We start from the raw sequence: 22,324 nt of genomic DNA, 5'->3' as shown, positions 1-22,324 counted from the left end.
TCATGGGTGCCGGCTGTCGACAAAATGGCGCTCGGTTCCAGAGGCGCCCTCAAGGAGAGCTTCATGGCTACCACGATCGGTTCCAGTTCCATCGACGTCAATTCGATCGTCACCAACCTCGTCGCGAACAAGCGCGCGGCGCAGGACAAGAAGATCGCTGCGGACACGCAGACGACCAGCACCCAGGTTTCCGCCCTCGGTAACTTCACCTCGCAGCTCACTGCTTTGCAGAGCGCGATCAAGACGCTTACCGACGGCACCGCATTCAAGACCCAGACGACCAGCCTCAGCACCGACGGCGACAAATATCTGTCGGCCACCGCGAGCACCACGTCCGTCTCCGGCTCGTACAGCATCGCCGTCACGCAGCTCGCCACGGCGCAAAAAACCACCTCGACGGCCTACGCCAGCGGCACGGCCGCCGTGGGAACCGGCTCGCTGACGATTTCCGTCGGCAACAAGTCGATGAATCTGACGCTGGATTCGACGAACAATACGCTCCAGAACGTTCGCGACGCGATCAATAAGTCATCCACTAATCCCGGTGTCACGGCGACCATCGTCACGGGTTCCGATGGCGCCCATCTGGTCCTGACCTCGGCGTTGACGGGCGATGCCAACAAATTCTCGGTCACCTCCAGTGGCGGGGATGGCGGCCTTGCGGCCCTGAACTTCGATCCGGCCACCGGCAAACCCACCACGAAGGCGCAGGACGCGAAATTCGCGATCGACGGACTGGCGGCGACCAGCCCCACCAATACGATTTCCTCCGCCATCGACGGCATTTCGTTGACGCTTTCGAAGGTGACCGATCCTGCTTCGCCGGTTACCGTCACCGTGTCGACTGATCTGTCGGCCGCGAAGACCGCGATTAATAACCTCGTCACCTCGTACAACAGCTTCATCGGCATGTACAAAACGCTGACGAAGTACGACCAGGTAAACAACCAGGCGGGCGCGCTGCTCGGCGACGCCACGATCACCACAGTCAAGTCGCAGTTGTCCGGGATACTGGGCACCACGCTCACCGGCGCGCAGGCCGTCGACGGTATCGGCTCGCTCAGCGATCTGGGTGTTTCCCTGCAGGTGGACGGCACGCTCAAGCTGGACAGCAGCAAGCTGCAAACGGCTCTCGACAAGAATCCGCGCCAGGTACAGAACCTGTTTACCGGCGATAACGGCATAGCGACGAAGATCGACAAGTCGATCACCGACTGGACCGGCACATCGGGCATTTTCGCCACGCGTACGCTGAACCTGAATGCCAAGCTCAAGGATCTGACCAAGCAGACCACGGATCTCGATTCGCAGATGAGCGATTACGCGACGCGTTTGACGAAGCAGTACAGCGCTCTCGACGCGATGATGACGAAGCTGGCAGGCACCACCGACTTCCTCACCCAGCAGTTCAACGCGCTGACGAAGTCGTCGAACTAAGCGCCGCATCGGCACAGGAATTTAGATATGGCACTCGGATATGCACACGGCGCTGGCGCTTACCATCAGGTTCGGACGCACGGTGGCGTGGAAGCCGCGGATGCGCACGGTCTTATTACCATGCTGATGGACGGGGGGCTGGAGCGCATTCGTTTCGCCACCGGTTGCATCGCTAGCGGCAATATCGCCGGCAAAGGCGAAGCGATTTCCAGGGCGATCGAAATCGTCGGCACGCTGCAGGCCAGCCTGAACCACGACGTGAAAACGACGCTGGTCGGTCAGCTGGATTCGCTATACGACTATATGAGTCGCCGTTTGCTGCTGGCGAATGTGCAAAATGACGTCGCCATCCTTGACGAAGTGGCCGGTTTGCTTCGGCAACTGCGCGAAAGCTGGGTCGCGATTCCCGCCGATGCGCGCCAGCTTGCCGAGGCTACCCCGTGAACGACATCGTGTACTGCGACCTGGATAAGGTCATGAGCCTTACCGAAGCGATGCACGCCGCGGCCACCGAGTCGCGCTGGGATGAACTGGCCGCGCTGGAAGCCGAGCGTGACCCGGTATTGCATGCCGGGACCATGCGCCCGACGAACGAGACCCTGGAAACACTGAAGTCGATCATGCTGATCGACTCGCTGATTCGCGAGCTCGTATCCGCTGCGCGCGACGAAGTGGCTGTTCTCTGGGACGAGTCCCGGCGCATGCAGCGCGCCGTTGCCGCGTATAGTCAGGTCTGACGCGTTCCGCTGACTGGGGGCAGAGGCAATGAACGAAGAGATCTGGAGCTCGTTTTCCGAGCGCGTCACTTATGACGGTCGCTTCCACGCCACGTGCGAATTCGCTCCCCTGCCGGATAGTGCGGCGCTCGCGCTTCTGAACGACCGTAATGTCAGCGTACTTACGGCGGTGGCGGCCCTGGTCGAGAAGCGCGCCGAGACACCCGAGGACGATACGACGGTCACGAACGAGCTATCGCGGCTGGATGCGAAGCTCAACGTCCTGATGGAAATCGTCAACCGGTTGTTGCTGCCGCAGGCCGACCTGCCGCCCCGGATCGCTTTGCGTTTCAATGCCTCCGGCGCGGTCCTTCCGTGGGATGGCCTACCGGCTGTGGGGCAGTCCGTACTATTGCGCATCCATTTCGATGTCTGCCGCGCACTACCGCTGGAGCTTCCCGGACAGCGCCTTGCGGGCCCGTCCGATGGTCGCGGGTTCATTGGGTTTCAAGGACTTAGCGAGCACGTGCGCGATGCCATCGAGCGTCTGGTCTTCCGTCACCATCGTCGCCAGGTCGCCGAGGCGCGCCTGGCCGGGCGACCGATGGAAGGCGGCTGAGACACGATGTGACCCATCGCGTCACCTGACGAATTGTTGTCTCTGGCAATGAGCGTCACATTTGCGACGCGTGTCGTCAGATTTGACACCCGGCGTCCGCTGTCATCGGTGCTCATGCGTTGGAAAGGAAATACTCACGCGTCGGAACGCCGCCGTACGACGTAAAACTCCGCCGTGTGGCGCCGGTTTTCCGCCGCTGGCATGGAACTTGATTGATACCTTGCAATGAAGCCTGACAAGTCGCGCAGCGGCTGTCCGGATCCTTCGACCAACGCATTGCAGTGGGGTATTAAGGTGAAGTCTTCCAACTTTCTCGTGATCGAATCGGACGCCTCCCGGGCTCAGGCCATCGTTTCGGCGCTGTCGTTCCTCGGTTATCGCCCGGTACTGGCGGATCGTGTCGATGCCGACGAAACGGGTGAGCAATGGCGCGGCGCCTTTGTCGGCACCGTGGAAGACGAAACCCAGCTCGAGCAGTTCCTCGCCAGCCTGGGCCGTAACGCGCGCAACCTGCCGATGCTGGTTGCTGCCGACTCGCCGGTTGCCACCTCGCTCATCGCCGACGATGCACGCAGTCAGCTGATCGAGCTGATCGACCTGCCGCTGCGCTACGAGCGTCTGGCCGAGGCTATGCGCAGCTTGCAGACACGGGTCGAGCCGATCGCCGCCAGCCGCCGTTTCGTCGGCCAGTCCGGCCCCATGCAGCGTGTAAACGCGCTGATCCGGCAGGTCGCACCGTTCGATTCCAGTGTCCTGGTACTTGGTGAATCGGGTAGCGGTAAGGAACTGGTCGCGCGCACGATTCACGATTGTTCGCCGCGCCGCGACAAGCCGTTTGTTGCGATCAACTGCGGAGCTATTCCCGCCGAGCTGCTGGAAAGCGAGTTGTTCGGACACGAGAAGGGCGCGTTCACGGGGGCGATCAGCACCCGCAAGGGCCGCTTCGAGATGGCCGAGGGCGGCACGTTGTTTCTGGACGAAATCGGCGACATGAGCCTGCCGATGCAGGTCAAGCTGCTGCGCGTACTGCAGGAGCGCGTTTTCGAGCGTGTTGGCGGCAATCGCGCGCAGCGCTGCGACGTCCGCATCATCGCAGCGACGCATCGCAATCTCGAGGAATTCATCGAGCGTGGCTCGTTCCGCGAAGACCTGTTCTATCGCCTGAGTGTGTTCCCGCTGGAAATGCCGTCGCTGCGCCAGCGTCTGGAAGACCTGCCCGCCTTGATCGGCGAGTTCAATCAGCGCCTGGTTCAGCGTGGTCTGTCCCGGGTGCGTTTCGCGCCCAGCGCAATGAATGCGTTGCGTCAGCACGGCTGGCCGGGCAATGTCCGCGAACTGTCGAACCTGGTCGAGCGCATGGCGATCCTGATGCCGCATGGCGAAGTGCGCGGCATGGACCTGCCCGAGAAGTACCGCGGCGCGCTGCCGATCGAGGAAGTCTCCGGTGCCGCGCTGATCGCGATGATGGAAGAGCAGCCGGTGATCGCGGACAGCTTCGCGTACGGCGAGGGCGATCCGTCGGTCCTGCCGCTGGAAGGCCTCGATCTGAAGGATCACCTGGCTGGTATCGAAATCGGTCTGATCCGCCAGGCCCTGAATTCCGCCAACGGTGTCGTGGCCCACGCGGCCAAGCTGCTGCGTGTCCAGCGCACGACGCTGGTCGAAAAGCTGCGCAAGTACGGACTGAGCGAGACGGTGCAGGCAGGCTGATCGGGGGGGGGCGCCGTACCTGTGGGAGCGCGCAGGCGCGCTCCCACAGAGATCATGCAGTCTTTCATTCAGTTGGCACGCGTCGTGCTTCAAGCGTCATCAGACCTGATACGCGTTGGAATTCCGTCATGACCACGATCGATGTAAGCAGCCTGCTTTCCCAGATGCGCCGCATCAGCTCCCAGGCCGATCTTCCGGTACCGGGTGGCATCGGCGAGATCAGTCCCGCCACGAAGGATTCCTTCGGCAGTCTGCTCAGGCAGTCCATCGACGGGGTAGCTAAGACGCAGGAAAAGGCAGGCCAGCTTGCTACCGCTTTCGAGCGGGGCGATCCGGGAGTCGATCTTGCACAGGTAATGATCCAGGGTCAGAAAGCTGACCTTTCGTTTCGTGCGATGACTGAAGTGCGCAACAAGATGGTCGATGCGTACAAAGAAATCATGAACATGTCGCTCTGACGCGACTGACTCCCGGAAGAGATCACGAGTTGAACCATGGCAGATAACGGCGTCGCCACAACCCAATCGAACGACGCATCGCGCATGGGCTCGCTGAAGTCGCTGGCACAAACGCCGGCGGCTAGGCAGATTTTCCTGCTCGCCGGCATCGCCGCCGCCGTGGCGATCGGTATCGCTGCGGTACTCTGGTCGCGTGCTCCGAACTACGGACTGCTATATGGCGGTCTCGAGCAGAAAGATGCGGCTGCCGTGACCCAGGCGCTGCAAACGGGCAATACCCCGTATCAGCTCAGCAGCGATGGCAGTTCGATCTTCGTGCCGGCGGCCGATGTCGCGGGCATCCGCCTGAAACTCGCCGGGCAGGGCCTGCCGCAGGGCAGCGCGGCGAACGCCATGCCGCAAGCCGATTCACCTTTCGGCATGAGCGACATGGCTGAGCGCACGCGCTACCAGCAACTGCTCGAAACCGATCTTTCCAACACGATCGCCGGACTGCAGTCGGTGCGCGCCGCACGCGTGCATCTGGCCTTGCCCAAGCCCTCGGCCTTCATTCGCGATAACAAGCCGGCCAGCGCATCGGTCGTCATTACGCTGTATCCCGGTCGTCAGCTCGATCAGGGGCAGGTAGCGGCGATCGTCCACCTTGTCGCCGCCAGCGTGCCCGACCTCGATACGCGTCAGGTATCCGTCATCGACCAGCAGGGCAACCTGCTCACGGTCAGCGATCCGGAAAGCGCCGCTGCGATCGGCGACAACCGCCTGCGTCTGTCCAGCCGTATCGAAGCCACGTACACGCAGCGCGTTGAAGACTTGCTGACGCCATTGGTCGGTGCGGGCAAGGTGCGCGCCCAGGTATTCGCGGATCTGGACTTCGCCAAGACGGAGAAGGCCAGCGAGATTTTTAATCACGACAATCCCGCGTTGCGCAGCGAGCAGACCAATAGCGACACACGTCATGACAACGCCTCCGAGGGCGGCGTGCCGGGCGCGCTCAGCAATCAGCCGCCGAATACCGTTGCCCAGCCGACCGCGGCCAAGCCGAACGCCGGCGGCAAGGCGGGCCAGACGGCCGGCACGCAGACCGCGCCACCGTCGCAGCAGTCCAGCAGCGCCACGCGCAACTACGAACTCGATCGCACCGTCAGCCACGTCACCGATCCGGCCGGCAAAGTCGCGCGCCTTAGCGTCGCGGTGATCGTCGACAACAAGCAGGTTCCGGACAAGGACGGCAAATTCAAGAGCGTGCCGTTTACTCCGGAAGAACTCGAGCGCCTGACCACGCTTACCAAGAATGCCGTTGGCTTTAGTGCCGATCGCGGCGACAGCGTCAGCGTGATCAACGAACCATTCCGCACACTGGCGACGGACGATGCGCCGGTCAGCGTGCCGTTCTGGGAAAAGCCGGGCATGCTCGATCTGATCAAGCAGGCTCTCGGCGTCATGGTCGCGCTGATCGTCGGCTTCTTTGTCCTGCGTCCGATGATGCGTGGCTTGCTGAAGCCGCAGCATGCGCAGCATAGCGTCGCGCTGGAAGGTCCTCTCCCGACTGTTTCGGTCATGGTGGATGACGATGATCTGGCTACCGACGACGTGAGAGCGTCGCATGCCGCTAAGCTGGGCTCGCCGACAATGCTCGCGTACGAACAGAAAATCGGTCTTGCCAAGCGCATGGCCAATGAAAATCCCAAACAGGTGGCGCAAGTCGTGAAGAGCTGGGTGTCCGACGATGGCGGTTGATCAGAATGCGACCCTGACGGGCGCACAGCGGGCGGCGATCCTTCTTCTCACGTTGGGTGAGGAAGATGCGGCGACGGTTCTCAAACACCTCGGTGCGCGCGACGTGCAGGCGGTGGGTACCGCCATGGCCGCGCTTAAGAATGTGTCCAGAGAGCAGGTCGATTTCGTTCTCAGTCGCCTGCAGGAAGACATCGGCCAACACACCGCGATCGGTGTAGGTACCGAGGAATACATCCGCAAGATCCTGGTTAACGCGCTTGGCGAGAACAAGGCGGGCGGCCTTATCGACCGCATCCTTCTCGGCCGCAGCAGCAAGGGCCTGGAATCGCTGAAGTGGATGGAAAGCCGGGCCATCGCCGAGATGATCGGGCAGGAGCATCCGCAGATCATCGCGCTGGTGATGGCTCACCTGGAATCCGATCAGGCGGCGGAAGTCATTGGTTACCTCGCGCCGCGCGTGCGCAGCGACGTGGTCATGCGTATCGCGACGCTCGATGGTGTGCAGCCGCATGCGCTGAATGAGCTGGACGAAATCATGGAGCGTCAGTTCTCCGGCAATTCCAACAAACTGAAATCGGCAAGCGTCGGTGGCCTGAAAGCCGCCGCCGATATCATGAATGCGATGGAGACGGCGCGAGAAGCGGAACTGATGGCTTCGATCCGCGGCATGGACAATACGCTCGGCGAGAAGATCGAAGAGCTTATGTTCGTTTTCGACGACCTGGCCGAACTGGACGATCGCAGCATGCAGACGTTGCTGCGCGAAGTGCCGTCGGCTCGCCTGATCACGGCGTTGAAGGGTGCCGAGCCGGCGATTCGCGAAAAGATATTCGCCAACATGTCCAAGCGAGCGGCCGATATGTTGCGCGACGATCTCGAAATCAAGGGCCCGGTCCGGCTTTCCGAAGTCGACGCCGCTCAGAAGGAAGTACTGGCCACGGCGCGTCGGCTCGCTGACGCAGGTCAGATCAATCTCGCCGGTGGCGGGGAAGAATTCGTCTGATGACCCTGACCTCCATCCTCGCACGCGAAGGCATCCCCCAGTTCCAGCGCTGGGAGCTTCCGCTCGTGAACGGTCCCGGTGGCGTACCGGCGAACGATCCGAAGGCCGAAGCCGACGAAGGGCCGCACCGGCCGACCGTTGCCGAGATCGAGGCGATCGAGCGTCAGGCTCGCGAGGAAGGATTCAATGCCGGGCTTGCGGAAGGTCGCGCGACGGCTCAGCGCGAACTCGTAGCGCAAACCGCGCGGCTCGACGCCCTGTTCGCGGCCGCTGCCCAGCCGCTGGCTAACCTGGACGCCGAAGTGGCCATGGACATCGCGCAGCTCGCGACGGTCATTGCCGAGCGCGTGCTTGGCTACGAGATCGCGACCGCACCGGAGCGTATCGTCGATATCGTTCGTCAGGCTGTCGACATGCTGCCGGTAGGGTCGCGTCATCTGAAAATTTATCTTCATCCCGCGGACGCGGCGATCGTTCGCGATCACCGCATCGCGGCGGATCACGGATGGGTCGTGGCTGACGACGATGCCCTCGAGCGTGGCGACTGCCGACTCGAAAGCGAATCGTCGCGGCTCGACGCAACCGTGCGCAAGCGGCTGGCAGCCGTCATCGATGCCGTGCTCGAAGGTCATGCGGATACCGAATGAACGCCGAAACGCACATCGCCGAACGTAATGCCCACTGGCGCGATGCGCTGGCGGCGCAAAGCGCCAACGCGGCGAAAGTGCGGCCGTTGCAGGCGGAAGGAAAGCTGCGGCGCGTGGTCGGCCTCACACTGGAAGCGGTCGGCTGCGAGGCGCCCGTTGGCGCACGCTGCATGGTCGCCGGTGCGGACGGTGCCCAGCTGGAAACCGAAGTCGTCGGTTTCTCCGATGGCCGCCTGCTATTGATGCCTACGGGCGAAATGCATGGCGTATTGCCCAACGCGCGCGTGACACCCTGCGCGGGTGTATCCGGCGTACCGGTGGGCGATGCCTTGCTCGGACGGGTCATCGGTTCCGATGGTGCGCCGCTGGACGGGCAGGGGCCCTTGCTGGCGCGCGAGCGCGTTCCGCTGCGTCGCGATCCGATCAATCCCATGGCGCGACAGCCTATCGATACGCCGCTGGATGTCGGTGTGCGCGCCATCAACTCGCTGTTGACGGTCGGACGTGGCCAGCGCATCGGTCTGTTCGCCGGCTCCGGTGTCGGTAAGTCGACACTGCTGGGCATGATGACCCGCTTCACCGATGCCGACGTCGTGGTCGTCGGCCTGATCGGCGAGCGTGGCCGCGAGGTAAAGGAATTCGTCGACCACACCCTGGGCGTCGAAGGGCGCCGCCGGGCAGTGGTTGTTGCCGCGCCTGCCGACGCGCCACCGCTCAGCCGCCTGCGCGGCGCGCAGCTGGCTACCGCCGTCGCCGAGCATTTTCGCGATCAGGGTAAGCGCGTACTGCTGCTTATGGATTCGCTGACCCGCTACGCGCAGGCTCAGCGCGAAATCGCGCTGGCGATCGGCGAGCCTCCCGCCACAAAGGGATATCCACCTTCCGTATTCGCCATGCTGCCCGCGCTGGTCGAACGCGCCGGCAACGACAAGGATGGGCGCGGATCGATCACCGCGTTCTATACCGTACTTACCGAAGGCGACGACTACCGCCACGATCCCATCGCCGATGCGGCGCGAGCGATTCTCGACGGCCATATCGTTCTTTCACGCGACCTGGCCGAGGCCGGGCATTACCCCGCGATCGACATCGAGGCATCCATCAGTCGCGTGATGCCGGCCGTGGTGTCGAAGGATCATATGAAGGCCGCGCAGCGTTTTCGTCAGGTCTATTCGGCTTACAGGCAGCAGCGCGACCTCATCAGCGTCGGCGCCTATCAGAAGGGTAGCGACCCGCGCACCGACGAAGCCATCGCGCTCTATCCGCATCTGTCGGCCTTCCTCCAGCAGGAAACCGACGAGCCGGTGTCGCTGGAACAGGCAGCCGAAGGGCTGGTCGACGTCGCCCGTAGCGGTGCCGCATGAGTTCCCGTGCCGATCGTCTGCAGCCCGTGGTCGACCTGGCCGCCGACAAAGCGGACGAAGCCACGCGTTCGCTTGCCGAGCATCAGCGACAGGTCGCGGCGGCGGAAGCACAACTCGTGGAACTGCGTCGCTACCGTAACGAGTACGCGACGATGCCCGATGGTCTGGGTGTCGCCGCGTTGCTGAATCGTCAGCAGTTCCTGCTTCGTATCGACAGCGCGATCGTGCAGCAGATGGGCGAAGTCCAGCGGCGCGAAATAGCGCTTACGCATGCGCAGAACGACTGGGCCGACGCACGCGGCAGGGCTAAAGCGCTCGACGCCGTCACCACGAAATATCGGGAGCAGGAGCGCAAGCAGGAAGACCGTCGCGAACAAGAGCAAGCCGACGAGCGTTCCCAGCACCGTCGCACACCCAGGGGATAGGAATGTGTCTTTCGATGCATCGCACCCGCCACGTCATCAGAGAGCTCGCCGTATGATTTCTCCAGCCATCGCCAATGTCGTTCCCCAGGTTCCGGCCGCGTCGTCCACGCCAGCGACAGACACTTCGTCGTCGGCGCATCGTTTCGATGCGGCGCTGGACGCGGCGAACAAGCAATCGAAGGGCAAGGATTCGGACGCTTCCAGCTCGAATACGCAGACATCCGCGAGTCCGGCTGCCTCGACTCCCTCGAAAGCCGCCGGCACGAAGAGCCAGAGCGCCGACGAGTCGAAAGCGTCGGACAAGAAAGACGATCAGACCGACACGACCGATACGTCCGCCGTCGCGGCCGTCCTTGCGCTGATCGGCGTGCCGCCGAAGGTCGCGACGGTGGCCGGCAAGGCGCTGGGCGCGGCAACCGACGGACTCACGGGTAAGGGCGACCCGGCAATTGCAGCTACCGGACAGGTCGGCGATGCCGCCGCCGCCGCGCTGGCCCAACAGGCACAGGCGCAAGTCGCGGCTGCGGCAGCGGCTGCTGCCGCGACGCCAGCCGGGCCACCGAGCGTGGCCGCCGACAAGGCAGGACTTCTGGCTGCCATTGGCGCGGCCGCGCCGAAGGAAGACGCAGCGGCGACGGATGCAACGACGTCGCTGGCGTTGCCTGCGATGCACCTGCACGCCGCGACGCAGGACCCGCAGAACGTGCAGCTTCAGTCGACGCAGCCTGCGACCTCGCCGCAGTTCGCACAGGAGCTGGGCGAGCAGATTGCCTGGATGGGCAATTCGAACATCAATCAGGCGCGTATCCGCCTGCATCCGGAAGAACTCGGTTCCATGGATGTGAAAGTCAGCGTGGAGCACGGCAAGGTCAACGTCGCTTTCGCGACCGAGCATCCCGCGGCGGTCATCGCCGTGCAGCAGACGCTTTCCCAACTGGACACGATGCTCGCGCATCACGGCCTTTCGCTGGGCCATACCGAAGTCAGCCAGCAAAACGCCGGGCAAGATGACGGTTCGTCCGCTCGGTCGTCAGGCGCCGCATCGGGCGATGCCGGTAGCGATGAGGCGACCGTTGTGTCCACGACGCGCGTGAGCCGCGGTCTGGTCGACGAAGTGGCGTGATGGCGGGCATTCGGCATGACGTAAAACTGACGAGAGTCAGAAAAACGCCAGTCATGAAATTGCGCCGATTCGCCGCCGGATGATTCCCGCATGTTGTAACTGTGCGCCGCCTCACGCTTTTCTTTGAGCGCACATCGTCAATAATGAGGGTTCCCCGTCGTGGCACACGACTTGCTTTTAGGGGTTGAGCGAACGCCACGACGCGTATCCCCACCGTTTTCGTTTAGTAGAAGAGGCTTCACCATGGCAACAGCACCGGATCCGACTACCGCGCCCAGGAAGGGCAAAGGCATGTTCATCGTCGTGGGTGCGCTTGTCGTGCTGGCTATCGGTGGCGTTGGCGGCTGGATGATGATGAAGCACGGCGCCGCGGGCGGTCAGGCCTCGGCGGCGAAATCGAATGTTCCGGCGGTCTATCTCCAGCTCGACCCCGCGTTTGTCGTTAATTTCCAGGATGAGAACGCGCTGCGTTTCCTTCAGGTCGGCGTCAATGTCATGTCGCACGATGCCGAAGCGATCAAAGCCACGAAAGAGGCCGATCCTGAAATCCGCAATGCGCTGTTGATGCTGTTCTCCGCGCAGGACTTCAAGTCGTTGTCGGATGTGAAGGGCAAGCAGAAATTGCAGGCGGCCGCGTTGGCCGAAATCCAGCGCGTGCTGAAGGACAAGATCGGTCGTCCGGGTATCGACGCCGTGTTTTTCACCAGTTTCATCATGCAGTGACAGAGCGAACCGGCCCATGAGCGACATCCTTACCCAGGAAGAAATCGACGCACTGCTGGCCGGTGTGGAAGGCGGCGATGTCGAGACCGAAATCGAGCTTCCGCCGCCCGGCGGCATCCAGGATTACGATTTCACGCAGCAGGACCGCATCGTTCGCGGTCGCTTGCCGACCCTGGAAATGGTCAATGACCGTTTCGCGCGTTATTTCCGGCAGAACCTGTTCAACGTGCTGCGCAAGTCGTGCGAAGTGTCCGTGCTCGGTGTCAAGATGACGAAGTTCAACGAGTACGTGCACTCGCTCGCGGTACCCAGCAATCTCAACCTGATCCGTATCAAGCCGCTGCGCGGCACGGCGCTGATGGTGTTCGAGCCGCGCCTGGTATTCACGGTCATCGACAACTTCTTCGGTGGCGACGGGCGTTATCACGCACGTATCGAAGGTCGCGATTTCACGCCGACCGAGAACCGCGTGATCCAGATCGTGCTGCAGGAGGCTTTCACCTCCATGGCCGAAGCGTGGGCGCCCGTGCTGAAGATGAAGTTCGAGTTTCTGAATTCCGAGATCAATCCACAGTTCGCGAACATCGTCAGTCCGACCGAAACCGTGGTCGTTTCGCGCTTCCATGTGGAACTCGATGGCGGTGGCGGCGAAGTTCACCTGACGCTGCCGTACTCGATGGTCGAGCCGATTCGCGAGCTGCTGGACGCGGGCGTGCAAAGCGACCGGGCCGAGCGCGACGATCGCTGGATACAGAGCCTGCACGAGGAAATTCTCGACGCACAGGTGGAACTGACCTCGCTGCTCGCCGAAGCCCAGTTGAGCATCGGCGACTTCCTGCACCTGCGCCGAGGCGACGTGATTCCTATCAACCTGCCGGAATTCGCAACGGTCTTCGCCGAAGACGTTCCGGTATTCCGGGGGAAGATGGCGAACATGAGCGGCAACAAGGCCGTTCAGTTCGAGAGTCTGCTCCGCCGCAGGGAGCAGCGGCCGCCGGAGCCGTTGACCGAACTGGCCTAGTCATCCTGGTGTGGTGTGCTCGCTCGGGGCCCGCTTTCTGTGGGAGCGCGCCTGCGCGCGAAAGCTACGGAGCGAAGACATCCGATACTCTCATCGCAAGCCCGGTGTTCTGGCTACGAAGGTGACGCACGGCAATCCCGCTCCGTGGCTTTCGCGCGCAGGCGCGCTCCCACAGAAAGCGGGCCGTTCTTTAGCGGAGCGGCGTCAACTGACCGTCGCGGTGACTTACTGCCGTCGAGCGTCAATTATTTGCTCTCGAAACGTCACCTTTCGGCCGACGGCACGGCAGGTCGCCTGTTGGTTTCCCTAAGTCCTTGATCCAAGGGGGCGTCTTTCGCCGATACGCGCCGCCCGACCCATGGCATGCGGTTTGCATCAACGAGGTTATCCCTCGTTACGCGCAGTGAATCGGCATGAATAGCAACGACGCATTCTCGAACCCCGATGTTGTCGAAAACCCCGAAGCCGCCGTGTCGGCGATGGGCCCCACCACGGGGCTCGGCAGCGAGGTCAACCTCGACACCATTCTCGATGTGCCGGTGACGATGGCCATGGAAGTGGGACGGACCAAGATCAGCATCCGCAACCTGTTGCAGCTCAATCAGGGCTCGGTCGTCGAACTCGACCGCGCCGCGGGCGAGCCGCTCGACGTCTTCGTGAACGGCACGCTGGTCGCCCATGGCGAAGTCGTCGTCATCAACGAAAAGTTCGGTATCCGGCTGACCGACGTGATCAGCCCGGCCGAGCGGGTCCGCAAACTGCGATGAAAAACGTCGTGCGCATCGCCGCCGCTCTCACGGGTGGCTTCGTTTCCTGCGCCTTCGCGGCGGCCCCGGCACCGGTGCCGGCTGTCGATTCCGGCGCCGAGCTCGCACGTGTCGTGCTGAGTCTTGCCGGCGTCATCGCCCTGATCCTGATCGTCGGTTGGCTGAGCCGGCGCGCACAGGGTCGCGTCCGTCCCGGCGGCCGGAAAATCCGTGTGATCGAAACGATGCCCGTAGGCATCAAGGAAAAAGTGATGTTGCTGGAAGTGGGCGGCACGCAGCTGCTCGTCGGTGCGTCACCCAACGGCTTGCGCACTCTGCACGTGCTTGCCACTCCGGTGGCGGAAGATACCCAGACACCGCATGCCACGCCTTCGCTGCGCGGCTTCCGCGACGTGCTGGCCCAGTGGAAGCGCACGCCATGAAGCGCTGGAGCTGGATTGTCCCGATCGTCCTGATGTTCCTGCCGGCCGTGGCCTTCGCCATCGAGCCGCCGGGTATTCCGTTGGTAAACGTGCAGACCGCGCCGGGCGGTGGCCAGAACTGGTCGCTGTCGATCCAGATGCTGGCGCTGATGACGGCGCTGACCGTGCTGCCTGCCATCCTGCTGATGATGACGTCGTTCACGCGTATCGTCATCGTGCTCGGTTTTCTTCGCCAGGCCCTGGGCACCAATAGCACGCCGCCTAACCAGGTCATCCTTGGGCTGTCGCTGTTCCTGACCTTGTTTGTGATGTCGCCGGTGATCAATCGCGCGTACGACGATGGCATCAAGCCATATATGGATGGCGCGATGACGGTGGATCAGGCGATTCCCGCCGCCGCCGCGCCGTTCCGTCGTTTCATGCTCGACCAGACGCGCGAAGCCGATCTGCAGCTGTTTACCAAACTGGCGAACGAGCAGCCATATGCAAGCAAGGACGCGGTTCCTTATCGCGTCGCGCTGCCGGCATTCGTGACCAGTGAACTGAAGACCGCGTTCCAGATGGGCTTCCTGCTGTTCATCCCCTTCCTGATCATCGATCTGGTCGTGGCCAGCGTACTGATGTCGATGGGCATGATGATGCTCTCGCCGATGATCATTTCGTTGCCCTTCAAGATCATGCTTTTCGTACTGGTCGACGGGTGGACGCTGCTGCTCGGTACGCTGGCCGGGAGCTTCTACACATGACGCCCGAGTCGGTCATCGCCTTCGGCCAGCAGGCATTGCATATCGCGATGCTGGTTGGCGCGCCGTTGTTGCTGACGGCGTTGGCGGTCGGTCTGCTGGTCGGCATGATCCAGGCGGCGACGCAGATCAACGAAACCACCCTGAGCTTCATCCCGAAGCTGATCGCCATGGCGCTCGTCATGATCGTGACCGGTCCGTGGATGCTGCGTACCCTCGTGCAGTTCACCCGGCAGCTGATCGAAAGCCTGCCGATGGCGGTGCGCTGATGGTCTTCGACCTTAGCCAGATCGAAGGCTGGGTCGGGGGGGCCGTCTGGGCGCTTGCCCGCGTGTCGGGACTGATGCTGGTAGCGCCTGTCCTTGGCGCGCCGGTGATCCCGATGCGTATCCGTCTGGGTATCTGCGTGATGCTGACCTATGTGCTGGCGCCGCTGGCGCCCGTCGACATCCGTCCGCTGAGCGCGGCCGGCGTCGCGACGATGGCGCAGCAAATGCTGGTAGGTGCGGGTCTGGGTTTCGTGATGAAGCTGGTGTTCGAGGCGGTGTCCTTCGGCGGACAGTTCGTGGCGCAGTCGATGAGCCTGGGCTTCGCCGAAGTGGTCAATCCCCAGTCCGGCGGCTCGGTGCCGGTGCTGAGTCAGTTCTATACGATCCTGGTGACGCTGCTGTTCCTTACGATGAATGGCCATCTCCAGCTCATCAGCCTGCTTGCGGGCAGTTTCAACAGTTTGCCGATCGGTACCGACGGCCTTGGCACGAACGGTATCTGGGCCATTCTTTCTTTCGCCACCCATCTGTTTGGCGGCGCCGTGCGCGTAGCGCTTCCCGCGCTGACGGCCGTGCTGGTGGTCAATCTCGGTTTCGGCGCGATCAGTCGTGCGGCACCGTCGATGAATCTCTTCGCGGTCGGTTTCCCGATCACCATCTGCCTCGGCATGATCGCCGTATGGCTCGCATTGCGCGGTTTGCCCAGCGCATTCGATTCGCTGCGAACCGACGCGTGGGACATCATGCGCCGGCTGATCGGAGGTTGAGCCGATGAGCGAACAGGACGACCAGGAACGCAACGAACCGGCCAGTGAAAAACGCCTTCGCGAAGCGCGCGAAAAGGGCGATCTGCCGCGTTCGCGCGATCTGAGTGCCGCCATTGTGGTGCTGGCCGCCGTCTCGACGCTGATCGCATCGCGCGACCAGATTGCGCTGCACGCCAGCAACATCATGCACGTCGGGCTACGTTATTCCCGCGACGATCTTTTCTCCGCCGACGGTGCATCGCGCGCGCTGAGCACCGCCGGTCTCGAGGCGTTGAAATTGCTGGGGCCCGTGTTCACGGCCACGCTGGTCGCGGCCGTCGCGGCGCCGGCATTGCTTGGCGGTCTCAATTTCAGTGGCGAAGCGCTGGTTCCCAAGTTCAATCGCCTGGACCCCATCAAGGGCTTCGGCCGCCTGTTCTCGATGAACGGTCTGGTCGAGCTGGTGAAGTCGCTGCTCAAGGTCATTCTGATCGGTGGCGTGCTGGCTATGTACCTGCGCAGTACGACGCATGAACTGGTCGCCGTGGGCGCGGGATCGGTGAACAACGGTATCGCGCATGCGTTCAGCATGCTCGGGCACGCATCGCTTCTGTTCGGCTCCATGCTCGGCGTGATCGCGATGGTCGATGCGCCGTGGCAGAAGTTCTCTTTCGCCAAGAAAATGCGGATGACGAAGCAGGAACAGAAAGACGAGCACAAGGAAAGCGACGGCAATCCCGAACTCAAATCCCGCATTCGTGGGCTGCAGCTTCAGGTTTCCCGGCGCCGCATGATGCAGGACGTGCCGACGGCCGACGTGATCGTCGTGAACCCGACCCACTTCGCCGTGGCGCTGCGTTACGACGACGGCGCGATGCGGGCGCCTCGCGTGGTGGCCAAGGGCGTCGATGTGATCGCGCAGCAGATCCGCGACGTCGCCGGTGCGAACAAGGTGCCGCTTGTGGAAGCCGCGCCGCTGGCCCGCGCGCTTTACAACACAACTCAGGTAGGCAAGGAGATCCCGGCGGCGCTGTATATCGCGGTGGCCCAGATACTTGCTTACGTCTACCGCTTGCAGCAGGCGGTCGCCACCGGCGACCTTCCGCCCGATCCACCGACGCCTGAGATCGATCCGGATCTGCTCGGCCCTTACCGTATGGATACCTGACGATGGCAGTTCCGACGACATTTCTGAGCACGCTCAAGCAGGTCGGTCGCCGCGGTATCGGCGCACCTGTCGCCATGCTGCTGATGCTCGGCATGATGATGCTGCCGCTGCCGCCATTCATGCTGGACCTGTTGTTCACGTTCAACATCGCGCTGTCGCTGGTGATCCTGCTGGCTGTGATGTACGTGATGCGGCCACTGGAGTTCGCCTCCTTTCCGACGGTGGTGCTGTTCGCGACCCTGTTGCGTCTTGCGCTGAACATCGCCTCCACCCGCGTGGTGCTGCTGCACGGCCATATGGGGCCGGGCGCGGCGGGCAAGGTCATCGAGGCCTTCGGCGAGTTCGTCGTGGGCGGCAACTTCGCCGTCGGTTTCGTGGTGTTCGCGATCCTCACCATCATCAACTTCGTCGTCGTGACGAAGGGCGCCACACGCGTATCCGAAGTGACGGCGCGATTCACCCTCGATGCCATGCCCGGCAAGCAGATGGCGATCGACGCCGACCTCAATGCGGGTCTGCTGACCCAGGAGCAGGCGCGCGAACGTCGTCAGGAAGTGCGTGAAGAAGCCGACTTCTACGGCTCCATGGACGGCGCGAGCAAGTTCGTCCGCGGCGATGCCACGGCCGGTATCCTGATTCTCGGCATCAATGTCATTGGCGGTTTCTTCATCGGCATGATGCAACACGGCCTGTCCGCCTCGGAGGCCGCGCGCACCTATACGCTGCTGACCATCGGCGACGGCCTGGTCGCGCAGGTTCCGGCGCTGATGCTGTCGATCGCGGCCGCTGTGATCGTCACCCGCGTGTCCAAGTCCGAGAACATGGGCTCGCACGTGATGGGGCAGTTGTTCGGTCAACCGAAAGCGCTGGGCGTCGCCGCGGTCGTCCTCGCCGTGATGGGACTGATTCCCGGCATGCCGAACATCGCGTTCCTGCTGCTCGCGGGGATCTGCGGCGGCGGCGCGTATATGTTGCACAAGCGTTCGGTCGACATTGCCGAAGGCAAGCTGCCCAAGGCCGTGACCAACACCGAAACGGCCACGCCGCCGGAGCGTCTGGAACTGAGCTGGGAAGACGTGGCGACCGTGGATACGGTGGGTCTGGAAGTCGGTTACCGCCTGATTCCGCTGGTGGATCGCAACCAGGGTGGCGAGCTGATGGCGCGGATCAAGTCCGTACGCCGGAAGCTATCGCAGGAACTGGGCTTTCTGGTTCCGTCGGTGCACATCCGCGACAACCTCGACCTGGCGCCGCACGGATATCGCATCGCCCTCATGGGCGTTCCGATGGGCGAGGCCGAGATTCATACCGAGCGTTTGCTGGCGATCGATCCGGGCCGCGTGCACGGTACGGTGAGCGGCATCGCGACGCGCGATCCGGCGTTCGGCCTCGATGCGGTGTGGATCGAGCCGGGGATGCGCGAACACGCGCAGACGCTTGGCTATACGGTGGTCGATCCGGCGACGGTTATTGCCACCCATCTGTCGCACATCCTGCAGAGTCATGCTCACGAACTGCTGGGTCATCAGGACGTGCAACAGTTGCTCGATCGCCTCACCACGCAGGCGCCGAAGCTGGTCGAAGACCTCATTCCGAAACGCCTGTCGCTGGGCGTGGTGGTCAAGGTGCTGCAGAACCTGCTCGCCGAGCGCGTGCCTATCCGGAACATCCGCAGCATCGTCGAATCTTTGGCGGAGCATGCCGGCCAGAGTCAGGATCCCGGCGTGCTCGCCGCTGCGGTTCGCGTCACCCTGGGCCGCCAGATCGTGCAGGAAATCGCCGGCCTTGGATCGGAGATCCCCGTCATTACGCTGGCACCGGAGTTGGAACAGATCTTGCTCCAGTCGCTACAGGGCGGGGGCGTTGCGGGTGCGGCCGTCGAACCGGGTCTGGCCGATCGTCTCCAGCAGAGCGTCGCGGATGCGGCGAGGCGTCAGGAAGCGGCTGGCGAGCCGGCTGTACTCCTTGTCGCACCGACTCTTCGGCCTTGGCTGGCACGCTTCACCAGACATGTGGCCCAAAACCTGCATGTACTCGCCTACAACGAGGTTCCGGACAACCGCCGCGTCAAATTGGTGGCAGCGCTCGGAAGGTAAGACCAGACACGAACAGGACTTAAGGATGGACAAGCGCAAGACAGGATTTCTTTGGATCGTCGCCATGGCACCGGTCGACACCTGCGCATTTTTCCGCGATCAGATCAACGCAACGGAAGGGTTCCACGCATGAAAATCAAACGTTTCGTTGCCGCCGATATGCGTCAGGCCATGCGCCAGGTTCGCGATGAGCAGGGTCCGGACGCCGTCATTCTCTCGACGCGTCGCCTGGACGACGGCATCGAGATCATCGCCGCGCTGGATTACGACGAAGCGCTGGTACGCGAAGCGGCCGGAAAGGGTCCCGATACGCTGCCGCAGCAGCAGACCGAGCGCGAGGCGATCTTCGCCGCCGAGCTGGCCAATCCGCCGCGAGCCCGTCGCGAGTCGAGCGCCGCCCGTACCGCCAATCCCAATGCGCCGAAAGCTCACTCCAGCGCCGCGCTTGCCGCCGGTGTCGCCGACGCCTTCCGCGCTTCCGTTGCTGCGCCGGCAAGCGATGTAGCCATGAACACCATGCGCGCCGAACTGAACAATATGCGCGAGATGCTGGAAGTGCAGCTGTCCGCGCTGCGCTGGAACCAGACCGAGCGCGAGCAGCCGCTGCGCGCGCGCGTGCTGCGCGAAATGACCCGCCTGGGCATCGACGGCGACGTGGCGCGCACGCTGTGCGCCGAACTGCCGGACGACATGACGCCCGAACAGGCGCGTTATCTGCCGCTGGGCGTACTGAGCCGCAGCATCCGCACGACCGGACGCGAACTGAATACGGTCGGCGGCGGCATTACCGCGCTGGTCGGTACGACCGGCGTCGGCAAGACGACCACGATCGCCAAACTCGCGGCACGCGCCGTTCTGCGCCACGGTGCGGCCAACGTCGCTCTGATCAGCGCGGACCAGTACCGCATCGGTGCCGGCGCACAGCTCGAACATTACGGGCGCCTCCTCGGCGTTCGCGTGTTCAATGCCCACGACGCTACCAGTCTGCGCAACGTGCTCATCCAGTTGCGCGGACGTCACACCGTACTGGTCGACACCGCCGGTATGGCGGGGACGGACCCGAAGCTGCAGCAACAGTTCGAAACGCTGCGCGCGTCGTCCGACGTGCGCGTGTGCCTGGTACTGGCGGCGAACGCCCAGTCCCAGTCGCTGGACAGTGCCATTCGCGCCTATGCACCCATTGCTCCACAGACAGCCATCCTGACCAAGCTCGACGAAGCCCCGCTATTAGGTGGTGCATTGTCGGCGCTGATCCGGCATGGTCTGTCGCTCGACTACACCACGGACGGTCAGCGCGTACCCGAGGACATCGCCGTAGCCGACTCGCGCAAGCTGGTCTGCCACGCGGCGCAACTCCTCAAGAATCGTAACGACGAACCCGACGCCGCCGTGCTAGCCGATCGTTTTGGCTTCCCGGTTCCGGCGACGACGGTCTGACCCCGGAGTCCATCGAAGTGAACCAGGCATCTGGACTCGAATCCCTAATGGCGGTAGCGAGCCCTTTCATGACCACACCCGTGACCACTAGCCAGGCAGCCGGTATCAACTGGCTCGCCGAGCGCAAACCATGCCGCAGCATCGCCGTCGCGGGTGGCAAGGGTGGCGTGGGTAAGACAACCGTCGCCGTCAACCTGGCGATGGCCCTGTCCATGGGCGGTCGCGATGTCGTATTGCTCGATGCCGACCTCGGTATGGCCAATATCGACGTATTGCTTGGCCTGCAGCCGACCCGCCACCTCGGGCATATGCTCGATGGGGCGTGCACGATCGAGGAACTGATACTCCAGGCGCCGCATGGTCTGAAGGTCATTCCCGCCACGTCCGGCGCGCGCCGCATGGCGCAGTTGCCAAACATCGAACACGCCGCGGTCATCCGCGCGTTCGACGAATATGCCGTTCCCCCCGAGTTCCTGATCGTCGATACCGCCGCGGGCATCTCCGACAGCGTGTCGATGTTCGCCGCGGCCTCCGATGAGGTGGTGGTCGTCGTCTGCGACGAGCCGGCGTCGCTTACCGATGCTTACGCCTTGATCAAGGTCCTGAGCCGCGAGTTCGGCGTGGGCCGTTTCCGGGTCGTGGCCAACATGGTCCGCCACGCCCAGGAGGGGCGGCAGCTATTCGAGAAGTTGTCGCGCGTTACCGGCCGTTTCCTCGACGTTTCGTTGGATTTCATGGGTATGGTCCCGCACGACGAGTATCTGCGCCAGGCGATTCGTCGCCAGGCCGCGGTCGTCGAAGCGTGGCCGAGCAGTCGATCGGCGGTCGGATTCAAGAATCTGGCACGTGCGGTCGATACATGGGGTGAACCCGAACCCCGGGCACAGGGTCGGATCGGCTTTTTCGCCGATCGGGCCTCCATGGGGGGAGGGCTGCCGTTGTGAGCGTTGCGACCGAATACCTGGAAGTCACGCGAATCCCGGCGGATCAACTGGTGCGTATCCACGCGCCGCTGGTCCGGCGTATCGCCTATCACCTGATGGGCCGTCTGCCGGCAAGCGTCGACGTGGGCGACCTCATTCAGGCCGGCATGATCGGACTGCTTGAGGCCGCGCGAAATTATTCGCCGACTCGCGCGGCCAGCTTCGAGACCTATGCGGGTATCCGCATCCGGGGCGCGATGCTGGACGAACTGCGCAAGACGGACTGGACGCCGCGCTCCGTGCATCGAAAGTTGCGCGAAGTCGCGGAGGTAACACGACAGATCGAAAATGAAACGGGTGGCGATGCCGAAGACGCAGAGGTAATGAAGCGTCTCGGAATCGACGCTCTCGAGTACAACCAGATTCTGGCCGACGCGGCAAGCGCGCGACTGCTGAGCCTTTCCGCCCCCGAGGGCGACGAAGGCGCGGCGATCGACGTGGCCGACCCGGACGCCCAGGGTCCGGAAGGATTGTTCGAGGAAGCGGGCATGCGCGAAGCGCTGGTCGCGGCGATCGACGGTCTGCCCGAACGCGAGAAGCTGGTGATGTCGCTGTACTACGAGGAAGAACTGAATCTCAAGGAAGTAGGCGCGGTCCTGGGAGTCAGTGAATCGCGGGTATGCCAGATCCATGGGCAGGCCCTGATCCGGCTTCGTGCGCGTATGACGGGATGGAACGCAAGAACGTGATGGCGCCGCTTCGTCGGCGAC

At 63.1% G+C, this 22,324-nt stretch carries 24 protein-coding genes; all 24 read left to right on the top strand.

Annotated elements, in window-relative coordinates:
- The first annotated feature begins 63 nt into the window (after nt 1–63).
- The 24 genes from fliD (at nt 64) to AC3IR3_RS15335 (ending at nt 22,303) form a co-directional block, all read left to right on the top strand.
- Nucleotides 64–1,437, top strand: coding sequence for a flagellar filament capping protein FliD (fliD, locus tag AC3IR3_RS15450; protein WP_489193396.1), 1,374 nt, complete (start codon nt 64–66; stop codon nt 1,435–1,437).
- A 27-nt stretch (nt 1,438–1,464) separates the two neighbouring features.
- Nucleotides 1,465–1,881 carry a flagellar export chaperone FliS gene (fliS, locus tag AC3IR3_RS15445; RefSeq protein WP_489193394.1) on the top strand — a complete coding sequence of 139 codons (417 nt, stop codon included), beginning with the start codon at nt 1,465–1,467 and terminating at the stop codon, nt 1,879–1,881.
- Nucleotides 1,878–2,174, top strand: coding sequence for a flagellar protein FliT (locus tag AC3IR3_RS15440; protein WP_489193392.1), 297 nt, complete (start codon nt 1,878–1,880; stop codon nt 2,172–2,174). The genes fliS and AC3IR3_RS15440 overlap by 4 nt, the downstream gene beginning before the upstream one ends.
- Nucleotides 2,175–2,202: 28 nt before the next feature.
- Nucleotides 2,203–2,772, top strand: a complete 570-nt coding sequence (locus AC3IR3_RS15435; protein WP_489193390.1) for a PilZ domain-containing protein — start codon at nt 2,203–2,205, stop codon at nt 2,770–2,772.
- Nucleotides 2,773–3,066: 294 nt separating this feature from the next.
- On the top strand, nt 3,067–4,482 hold the full coding sequence (locus AC3IR3_RS15430) for a sigma-54 dependent transcriptional regulator (protein ID WP_489193388.1): 1,416 nt from the start codon (nt 3,067–3,069) through the stop codon (nt 4,480–4,482).
- A 128-nt stretch (nt 4,483–4,610) separates the two neighbouring features.
- The gene (gene fliE / locus AC3IR3_RS15425) at nt 4,611–4,940 is read left to right on the top strand and encodes a flagellar hook-basal body complex protein FliE (protein WP_489193387.1); all 330 of its coding nucleotides are present in this window, start codon (nt 4,611–4,613) and stop codon (nt 4,938–4,940) included.
- A gap of 36 nt (nt 4,941–4,976) precedes the next feature.
- The gene (gene fliF, locus AC3IR3_RS15420) at nt 4,977–6,677 is read left to right on the top strand and encodes a flagellar basal-body MS-ring/collar protein FliF (protein ID WP_489193385.1); all 1,701 of its coding nucleotides are present in this window, start codon (nt 4,977–4,979) and stop codon (nt 6,675–6,677) included.
- Between the two features lie 13 nt (nt 6,678–6,690).
- Nucleotides 6,691–7,680, top strand: a complete 990-nt coding sequence (fliG, locus tag AC3IR3_RS15415) for a flagellar motor switch protein FliG (RefSeq protein WP_489196942.1) — start codon at nt 6,691–6,693, stop codon at nt 7,678–7,680.
- Nucleotides 7,680–8,327, top strand: coding sequence for a FliH/SctL family protein (locus tag AC3IR3_RS15410; protein WP_489193383.1), 648 nt, complete (start codon nt 7,680–7,682; stop codon nt 8,325–8,327). Before fliG ends, AC3IR3_RS15410 begins: the two co-directional genes overlap by 1 nt.
- Nucleotides 8,324–9,691 carry a flagellar protein export ATPase FliI gene (gene fliI, locus AC3IR3_RS15405; RefSeq protein WP_489193381.1) on the top strand — a complete coding sequence of 456 codons (1,368 nt, stop codon included), beginning with the start codon at nt 8,324–8,326 and terminating at the stop codon, nt 9,689–9,691. Before AC3IR3_RS15410 ends, fliI begins: the two co-directional genes overlap by 4 nt.
- Entirely contained in the window at nt 9,688–10,116 is a 429-nt protein-coding gene (fliJ, locus tag AC3IR3_RS15400) for a flagellar export protein FliJ (RefSeq protein ID WP_489193379.1), read from the top strand. The genes fliI and fliJ overlap by 4 nt, the downstream gene beginning before the upstream one ends.
- 52 nt (nt 10,117–10,168) lie before the next feature.
- Nucleotides 10,169–11,239, top strand: a complete 1,071-nt coding sequence (locus AC3IR3_RS15395; RefSeq protein ID WP_489193377.1) for a flagellar hook-length control protein FliK — start codon at nt 10,169–10,171, stop codon at nt 11,237–11,239.
- Nucleotides 11,240–11,482: 243 nt separating this feature from the next.
- Nucleotides 11,483–11,962: a flagellar basal body-associated FliL family protein gene (locus tag AC3IR3_RS15390; RefSeq protein WP_489193376.1), complete on the top strand. Its 480-nt coding sequence runs from the start codon at nt 11,483–11,485 to the stop codon at nt 11,960–11,962.
- A gap of 16 nt (nt 11,963–11,978) precedes the next feature.
- Nucleotides 11,979–12,983: a flagellar motor switch protein FliM gene (fliM, locus tag AC3IR3_RS15385; RefSeq protein WP_132144551.1), complete on the top strand. Its 1,005-nt coding sequence runs from the start codon at nt 11,979–11,981 to the stop codon at nt 12,981–12,983.
- 479 nt (nt 12,984–13,462) lie between these two features.
- Nucleotides 13,463–13,750: a flagellar motor switch protein FliN gene (fliN, locus tag AC3IR3_RS15380; RefSeq protein ID WP_207906838.1), complete on the top strand. Its 288-nt coding sequence runs from the start codon at nt 13,463–13,465 to the stop codon at nt 13,748–13,750.
- Nucleotides 13,747–14,172 (top strand): flagellar biosynthetic protein FliO, encoded by a 426-nt coding sequence (gene fliO / locus AC3IR3_RS15375; protein ID WP_489193374.1) that lies wholly within the window; start codon nt 13,747–13,749, stop codon nt 14,170–14,172. Before fliN ends, fliO begins: the two co-directional genes overlap by 4 nt.
- Entirely contained in the window at nt 14,169–14,918 is a 750-nt protein-coding gene (gene fliP / locus AC3IR3_RS15370; protein ID WP_489193372.1) for a flagellar type III secretion system pore protein FliP, read from the top strand. Before fliO ends, fliP begins: the two co-directional genes overlap by 4 nt.
- Nucleotides 14,915–15,184: a flagellar biosynthesis protein FliQ gene (gene fliQ / locus AC3IR3_RS15365; protein WP_132144557.1), complete on the top strand. Its 270-nt coding sequence runs from the start codon at nt 14,915–14,917 to the stop codon at nt 15,182–15,184. The genes fliP and fliQ overlap by 4 nt, the downstream gene beginning before the upstream one ends.
- The gene (fliR, locus tag AC3IR3_RS15360) at nt 15,184–15,951 is read left to right on the top strand and encodes a flagellar biosynthetic protein FliR (protein WP_489193371.1); all 768 of its coding nucleotides are present in this window, start codon (nt 15,184–15,186) and stop codon (nt 15,949–15,951) included. Before fliQ ends, fliR begins: the two co-directional genes overlap by 1 nt.
- 4 nt (nt 15,952–15,955) lie before the next feature.
- Nucleotides 15,956–17,098 (top strand): flagellar biosynthesis protein FlhB, encoded by a 1,143-nt coding sequence (gene flhB, locus AC3IR3_RS15355; protein ID WP_489193369.1) that lies wholly within the window; start codon nt 15,956–15,958, stop codon nt 17,096–17,098.
- Nucleotides 17,099–17,100: 2 nt separating this feature from the next.
- Nucleotides 17,101–19,194: a flagellar biosynthesis protein FlhA gene (gene flhA / locus AC3IR3_RS15350; RefSeq protein ID WP_489193367.1), complete on the top strand. Its 2,094-nt coding sequence runs from the start codon at nt 17,101–17,103 to the stop codon at nt 19,192–19,194.
- Nucleotides 19,195–19,323: 129 nt separating this feature from the next.
- Nucleotides 19,324–20,631, top strand: coding sequence for a flagellar biosynthesis GTPase FlhF (gene flhF, locus AC3IR3_RS15345; RefSeq protein ID WP_489193366.1), 1,308 nt, complete (start codon nt 19,324–19,326; stop codon nt 20,629–20,631).
- Between the two features lie 68 nt (nt 20,632–20,699).
- Entirely contained in the window at nt 20,700–21,575 is an 876-nt protein-coding gene (locus AC3IR3_RS15340) for a MinD/ParA family ATP-binding protein (protein ID WP_489193364.1), read from the top strand.
- Nucleotides 21,572–22,303 (top strand): RNA polymerase sigma factor FliA, encoded by a 732-nt coding sequence (locus AC3IR3_RS15335; RefSeq protein WP_132144565.1) that lies wholly within the window; start codon nt 21,572–21,574, stop codon nt 22,301–22,303. The genes AC3IR3_RS15340 and AC3IR3_RS15335 overlap by 4 nt, the downstream gene beginning before the upstream one ends.
- Nucleotides 22,304–22,324: the final 21 nt, after the last annotated feature.

The organism is Luteibacter sp. GL_149 (assembly GCF_057834065.1).
This window is presented reverse-complemented; position numbering and strand designations above follow the sequence as displayed.

Bases quoted from the DNA above. Each gene is read 5' to 3' on its own strand.
- fliD (WP_489193396.1), top strand. From the start codon at position 64: ATGGCTACCACGATCGGTTCCAGTTCCATCGACGTCAATTCGATCGTC.
- fliS (WP_489193394.1), top strand. From the start codon at position 1,465: ATGGCACTCGGATATGCACACGGCGCTGGCGCTTACCATCAGGTTCGG.
- AC3IR3_RS15435 (WP_489193390.1), top strand. From the start codon at position 2,203: ATGAACGAAGAGATCTGGAGCTCGTTTTCCGAGCGCGTCACTTATGAC.
- fliE (WP_489193387.1), top strand. From the start codon at position 4,611: ATGACCACGATCGATGTAAGCAGCCTGCTTTCCCAGATGCGCCGCATC.
- fliF (WP_489193385.1), top strand. From the start codon at position 4,977: ATGGCAGATAACGGCGTCGCCACAACCCAATCGAACGACGCATCGCGC.
- AC3IR3_RS15410 (WP_489193383.1), top strand. From the start codon at position 7,680: ATGACCCTGACCTCCATCCTCGCACGCGAAGGCATCCCCCAGTTCCAG.
- fliI (WP_489193381.1), top strand. From the start codon at position 8,324: ATGAACGCCGAAACGCACATCGCCGAACGTAATGCCCACTGGCGCGAT.
- fliJ (WP_489193379.1), top strand. From the start codon at position 9,688: ATGAGTTCCCGTGCCGATCGTCTGCAGCCCGTGGTCGACCTGGCCGCC.
- AC3IR3_RS15395 (WP_489193377.1), top strand. From the start codon at position 10,169: ATGATTTCTCCAGCCATCGCCAATGTCGTTCCCCAGGTTCCGGCCGCG.
- AC3IR3_RS15390 (WP_489193376.1), top strand. From the start codon at position 11,483: ATGGCAACAGCACCGGATCCGACTACCGCGCCCAGGAAGGGCAAAGGC.
- fliM (WP_132144551.1), top strand. From the start codon at position 11,979: ATGAGCGACATCCTTACCCAGGAAGAAATCGACGCACTGCTGGCCGGT.
- fliN (WP_207906838.1), top strand. From the start codon at position 13,463: ATGGGCCCCACCACGGGGCTCGGCAGCGAGGTCAACCTCGACACCATT.
- fliO (WP_489193374.1), top strand. From the start codon at position 13,747: ATGAAAAACGTCGTGCGCATCGCCGCCGCTCTCACGGGTGGCTTCGTT.
- fliP (WP_489193372.1), top strand. From the start codon at position 14,169: ATGAAGCGCTGGAGCTGGATTGTCCCGATCGTCCTGATGTTCCTGCCG.
- fliQ (WP_132144557.1), top strand. From the start codon at position 14,915: ATGACGCCCGAGTCGGTCATCGCCTTCGGCCAGCAGGCATTGCATATC.
- fliR (WP_489193371.1), top strand. From the start codon at position 15,184: ATGGTCTTCGACCTTAGCCAGATCGAAGGCTGGGTCGGGGGGGCCGTC.
- flhB (WP_489193369.1), top strand. From the start codon at position 15,956: ATGAGCGAACAGGACGACCAGGAACGCAACGAACCGGCCAGTGAAAAA.
- flhA (WP_489193367.1), top strand. From the start codon at position 17,101: ATGGCAGTTCCGACGACATTTCTGAGCACGCTCAAGCAGGTCGGTCGC.
- flhF (WP_489193366.1), top strand. From the start codon at position 19,324: ATGAAAATCAAACGTTTCGTTGCCGCCGATATGCGTCAGGCCATGCGC.
- AC3IR3_RS15340 (WP_489193364.1), top strand. From the start codon at position 20,700: ATGACCACACCCGTGACCACTAGCCAGGCAGCCGGTATCAACTGGCTC.